Annotated in this window: 2 protein-coding genes; both read left to right on the plus strand. The window is 34.7% G+C overall.

Features of this window, described 5'->3' with window-relative positions; all coding sequences use genetic code 11:
* Window positions 1-187 precede the first annotated feature (187 nt).
* Window positions 188-565 (plus strand): DUF4844 domain-containing protein, encoded by a 378-nt coding sequence (locus tag LBU54_RS15270; RefSeq protein ID WP_224531986.1) that lies wholly within the window; start codon window positions 188-190, stop codon window positions 563-565.
* On the plus strand, window positions 566-862 hold the full coding sequence (locus tag LBU54_RS15275; RefSeq protein WP_224531987.1) for a hypothetical protein: 297 nt from the start codon (window positions 566-568) through the stop codon (window positions 860-862).
* Window positions 863-958 lie beyond the last annotated feature (96 nt).

The following is a 958-nucleotide window of genomic DNA, read 5'->3' on the forward strand; positions in this document are numbered from 1 at the left end:
TGAAATTCCTAATCGGAATTTCAAGCCTTTTTGCTAAATTTATGGTTACGGCGGAATGATACTCGCGTACCATTCCGTAACGAAACCATAGCCAAACCCGTTGGCTACAATTTGAAAAATGACGAAATACATTCAAATTTTAATTATTCTTTTAACTCTTTCTGCTTGTGGACAAAATGCGAATGAAATGAAAACACCTGAAAATGCGAATGAAAAGTTTGCGGAGTTTATTGCTAAGAAAAAGTTCGTGGCTGAAAACCACTACCCAGGAATTGCAGATGAAAAAATGCGACCAGTTTTTACGGAGAAAATAAATCAAATCGCATCGGATTTTAAAACTGTTTCGGAATCTAAAAATCCGACTGACAAAAAATATCAAGAAAAAATCGGAATTGGACTTTCGAATTTTTCGGACGTTTATTTAGAATTGGATACCGAAGACCGAGAGAGAGTTTGCACATACATTGAGGAGCTAATGGATATTGTCGAACTGCAAAGCTCAAATGGACTACTAAATAAATTTATGTACGGTTTTAATCCAAATGAATTGAGCAAAAAGAACTAAATGACCAATAAAGAAGTTAAAACACTTGAACATTTCTTTGACAGAACTTTCATGTGGATACATCCGATCGACAGGAATACTATTACTTCCTTTATACATGGATTTGAAGCTGGTTCTGACAACAAATTTTTCACGACTTTACTAAAAAAACATCTTGAATCTGAATATAATATCTTTGGTTCGAATCAAGGCTGGCCGAACCAAGTACGATTATATGCAGAGAAAAAAGAAATAGATTGGAATGAGGCATTCTTTGAATTAGGAAAAACAATTATATCGGAATTAAAAAAACTGTAGCCAACAACGGCTATAGTTCATTACGGCTGAAATTCCTAATCGGAATTTCGAGCCTTTTTGCTAAATTTATGGTTACGGCGGAATGATACTCGCGTA

It is taken from the genome of Winogradskyella alexanderae, from assembly GCF_020166335.1.
GTDB lineage: Bacteria > Bacteroidota > Bacteroidia > Flavobacteriales > Flavobacteriaceae > Winogradskyella > Winogradskyella alexanderae.